4 protein-coding genes and 1 pseudogene are annotated in these 4,222 nt (G+C 45.3%); all 5 read right to left on the bottom strand.

Annotation, left to right across the window (positions count from 1 at the left end):
* Positions 1–645: ABC transporter ATP-binding protein (locus STRDD11_RS04460; protein WP_164828374.1), on the bottom strand; the 645-nt coding region annotated here is incomplete at its 3' end.
* Positions 646–822: 177 nt separating this feature from the next.
* A complete protein-coding gene (locus tag STRDD11_RS14875; protein ID WP_277592700.1) occupies positions 823–954 on the bottom strand; it encodes a hypothetical protein in 132 nt (43 codons plus the stop codon).
* Positions 955–1,301: 347 nt separating this feature from the next.
* Positions 1,302–2,489, bottom strand: a complete 1,188-nt coding sequence (locus tag STRDD11_RS04455) for an NADH-dependent flavin oxidoreductase (RefSeq protein WP_128835799.1) — start codon at positions 2,487–2,489, stop codon at positions 1,302–1,304.
* Between the two features lie 590 nt (positions 2,490–3,079).
* Positions 3,080–3,855, bottom strand: a pseudogene (locus STRDD11_RS04450) (SpaA isopeptide-forming pilin-related protein); the annotation flags it as partial.
* Positions 3,856–3,906: 51 nt separating this feature from the next.
* Positions 3,907–4,222: class I SAM-dependent methyltransferase (locus STRDD11_RS04445; RefSeq protein WP_164828373.1), on the bottom strand; the 316-nt coding region annotated here is incomplete at its 5' end.

The following is a 4,222-nucleotide window of genomic DNA, read 5'->3' as shown; positions in this document are numbered from 1 at the left end:
GAGCACCCGCTTGGCCCGGCTGGCTGCCGCTGTCGAGTGGGTCACCATGAGAATGGTCTGGCCCCGGTCGTTGATGTCGTCAAAGACATCCAGAAGGGCCGCCGATGACTTGGAGTCCAGGGCCCCGGTCGGCTCATCCGCCAGCAGAATCTCCGGCTCGGTGATGATGGCCCGAGCTACTGCTACCCGCTGCTTCTGGCCACCGGAAATCTCATAAGGAAACTTCTCTTGGAGTTTATTTATCCCCAGCTCGTTGCAAGTCGTAACCAGCTTTTGCATCATCTCGGTGATGGGCCGGCGGGACAGGACCAGAGGCAGCAGGATATTGTCCTTGACGGACAGGGTGTCCAGCAGGTTGAAATCCTGAAAGACAAAGCCCAGCTTCTCCCGGCGGAAGCTGGAAGCCTGACTGTTTTTGATGGTTGCCGTGTCAGTTCCGTTGAGAAAGACGCGGCCCTCGGTCGGCTTGTCCAGCATGGCTAGGATGTTGAGCAGGGTGGATTTCCCTGAGCCCGACTCCCCCATGATGGCGACATATTCCCCCTTTTCCACTGTAAAGTGGATGTCTTTGAGGGCTTCTACCTGACTGCCCTGAAAGCGGGTTTTATAAATTTTCTTCACGTGCTGTACGTCTAATAATGTCATACTTGAACCTCTTTTTCATTAAGCTTGATACTACTATCATACCGAAAAGACAGACAAGTTTCCATAACCTAATCTTTCATTTTGCCTGCCAATCTTACATTTTTGTCATCTTGTACTCCAAGTCGGATCAGAGAAAAGTCAACTGACCTTTCTCTTATCCTTGAATACTGGAATCTCTCAGTGACTGTACTGCAGCCAGAAATAATATTGACTGGAAGCACAGCCTAGGCGAGTCTTCTCGATTTCTTCCTTGGAAATCATTTGAGCTTTAGGTTTACTTTGGCGATGGTTAAAAAGATTGATTTTCATAGCGGGCCTCCTTCTTGAAATCTGATTATTAGTTTGGAAGATAGTTATCTTCTTTTTCTTTACACTTATAGGATACCGAATTCCCAAACTAGCTGCCATAGCTTTACCTTACATTTCAGCCTTTAAACTTACATTTTTGTCACTTAGAAAAATTGTTTTCGATTGCCCTTAAACTGCGTCAATAGGCCTAAATTCAACGATGTATATCAGCTTCATTCATCAAGAACATAAAAAAACCGGAATTTGTTTCCGGTTTTCATGATATATGTCCTAAATTTAAAGATATAGAAGTTTTCTTTCCAGAGGAGGTTCAGACTTCTGTCAATACTATCTTGAATAGGCTATTGTTACTGCCCCTCATCCCCAAATTTACCAGTATGAAGATGAGTAATAGTGTCATGACCAGGTAGAGGAGGCAGCCCGCCAGAATCCTTACGGCTGAACACTTCAAGCAAGCCCGGTGTCAATTGAGAATTTTTCAACTGCTCAGGGCTAATCTCATGGACAATTTCTGCTCCTCGTCCCGTCTGTATTTTATAACCAAACAGAGGGTCAATCAAGGTCCCACGCCCGATTGCAACTAAATCCGCAGCTGTATCCTCAATAGCAGCTTCTGCCTCTTCCTGACTAAAGACACCACCGATTGTAATTAGTTTGGTTTGTTCATCCAAAACTTCCTTAAAATGATCTGCATAGGTCTTGTCTGATCCTGCAGGTTTTGAAGCATAGCCAGCCAAAAGCGACAAATGGATGTAGTCTAGTTTGTGCTTGACTAGCTCCTTGACCAAAAGCTTGGCTTCTTCATAAGTATAGCCTACTTGATCTTCATGGATTTCATCTGGGCTAATCCGATAGCCAATAATAAAATCTTCCGGCGCATACTTGGCTGCAGCACACTTCACTTCCTCGACTACCGCCAAAGGAAAGGCCATACGTTTTTCCAAAGTTCCGCCCCATCTGTCCTGACGAACATTGGAAGTGCTAGAAAAGAATTGCTGCAGCAGATAGTGGTTGGCACCATGGATTTCCACTCCTGAAAAACCAGCTTGAACTGCACGTTTGACTGCCCGACCAAAATCCTTGATAATTTCAAGGATTTCTTCATCGGTCAATTCTCTCACCGGATATGGCAGGAAAGAAAAATCTAAGGCACTTGGAGCCAATACTTCCTCACCCTTCATAGCACGGCCAGAAGCTGCTATCCCACCATGATGAAGCTGCAAAATCGCTTTATTGCCATCCTTCTGAAGGGCAGTTGCTAATTTTCTCTCCCCTTCGATATGGGTATCAGAGTAAATACCTAATTGAACTGGATAGCCAGTCTGGTAACAAGGTCCTCCCGATGGGCTAACATAATGAAATTCAGTAATCAAAAGTCCTGCTGTCTGAGAGCGTGCTCCGTAGTATTGCAAAGTATCATCAGACACAAATCCTCCTTCTAAGCCACTAAAAGTATACATAGGGGACAGCACCAAACGGTTGGTTAATTTGGCACCGTGACGCAATTGAATCGGGCCTACAATTTGTTTAGACATAGTAAAAATCTCCTTTCTTCTTTGACAACTATTATAGAAGATTCAGAGGCCAAAACAAGGGCTTTTCAGTAAGCGGTATTAACCGTCAGGTATCCGGTAAGAAAACGATGGTCAGTTGCATAAAAAAACAAGCGGCTGAGACTGAACAGACTCCCATGATGGCTGCGTCCTCACCCACAGAGGGATGTACCTTTGGGAAGATACCGTATAAAAGTCCTTCAGTCTCGCTTTGTTTTGGAAAAAACTCTTGACGCGGTAGCTGATTGCTCAAAGCACTGCTTTGAGGTTGCGGATAGGACTTGCAAAGCAAGTCTCAACTTTGTTCGTCTTTTAGACTCCAAAAAGCTCCTACATTGAGGAAAACTCTGTTTTCCTCATCCCCAACCTCTCACAGTCCACCCGGACTGTTTTGACACAAACTGCATTTGTTTTATCTCCAACCTCTCACAGTCCACCCGGACTGTGAGAGCCTCGCGGGCTGGGAGTGAAAAGGTCTGGGAGACCTTTTCAGCCTGAGCTTAGAAACAAAAGAGCGAAGGGAACTAAATTTTTTCAAAATTTAGTTCTGTCCCACCGCCTTGCTTTCTGTTTTATTTTTTGAAACGGATCCCGAAATAAACCCCACAACCAACTATGATAATCAAGCCTATAGCAAGTAGCGTAAAGCTGATTTCTGTACCTGTGAATGGCAGAACTTTCTTCGCCTTCCCCTTATCTCCAGGTTTATCTTGATTTGATTTTTCAGATTTGAATTATGTGTTTCTTTAGACGGATCTTTGTCTGGACCAGTCGGTTTCGTTTGGTCAGTTACGACTAACTTCCCATCCTTGTATTCTACTGTATTTCCATTGGCATTTACGACTGTTACTGTGCCATCGAGATTCACTTGGAACACAATGTCAGTAACAGCTAAGTAACCAGTTGGGGCTGCAGCTTCATGGAAGGTATATACCCCAGGAGCTAATTCAAGCTCGTGCGATGTATTTGCTTCTGAAGTCCATTTTGCTACAGGATTACCAGTTGCCTCTTTGCCTTGGAAAATTTGAATCTCTGCACCGGCAATCTCAGTACCGCCAAGGTTGACCTTACTGAAGGTCACCTTACGTGGGAGATCATCGTCCTTATCGGTTACTGTAACAGTCGAACCATTTGTCGCGACCGTATTTGTTTCGCCCTTAGCGTCTTTCTCACCGACATTAATCACTTCCACTGTACCATCATGGTTGACTTGGAATGTGATGTCGATTACTTTCAGGTAGCCGGTCGGTGCAGCTTCCTCATGGAAGGTATAAGTACCTGGTGCCAAGTTGATGTCCTTAGACTTACCTGCTTCGGATGTCCAGCTTTCGACTGCTTGGCCTTCTGCTGCTGTCATTCCGAAGCAAAAAAACCGGAAACAAAGTCCGGTTCTTCTGATTTATTTCCTAAAGGTCAGGGCATAAAATTTCCCATCCCAGAGGAGTTTCAACTCCTTCTCTTTGACTCCGGCCGGCACAGCGGCCTCGATTTCCCTCAGATCAACCTCCGCATCCTTAAAGTAGTCCTTGCTGAAGTGATTTTTCTTGTACTGCTGATCTACATAATCTGCCGTCTCATCTGCAATCAGGATTTTGGTGCCGGGCTTGGCTACCCGCAGCATTTCCTGCATGGCCTTTTTCTTGTCGCTGAAGAAGTTGATTCCCCCGACGTGGTAAACGATGTCAAAGCTATTATCCGCAAAGGGCAGGTCCTCG

Source organism: Streptococcus sp. DD11, from assembly GCF_001578865.1.
Taxonomy (GTDB): Bacteria; Bacillota; Bacilli; order Lactobacillales; family Streptococcaceae; genus Streptococcus; species Streptococcus panodentis.
Note: the sequence above shows the minus strand (reverse complement) of the source record. Positions and strands in the feature narration are given on the sequence as shown.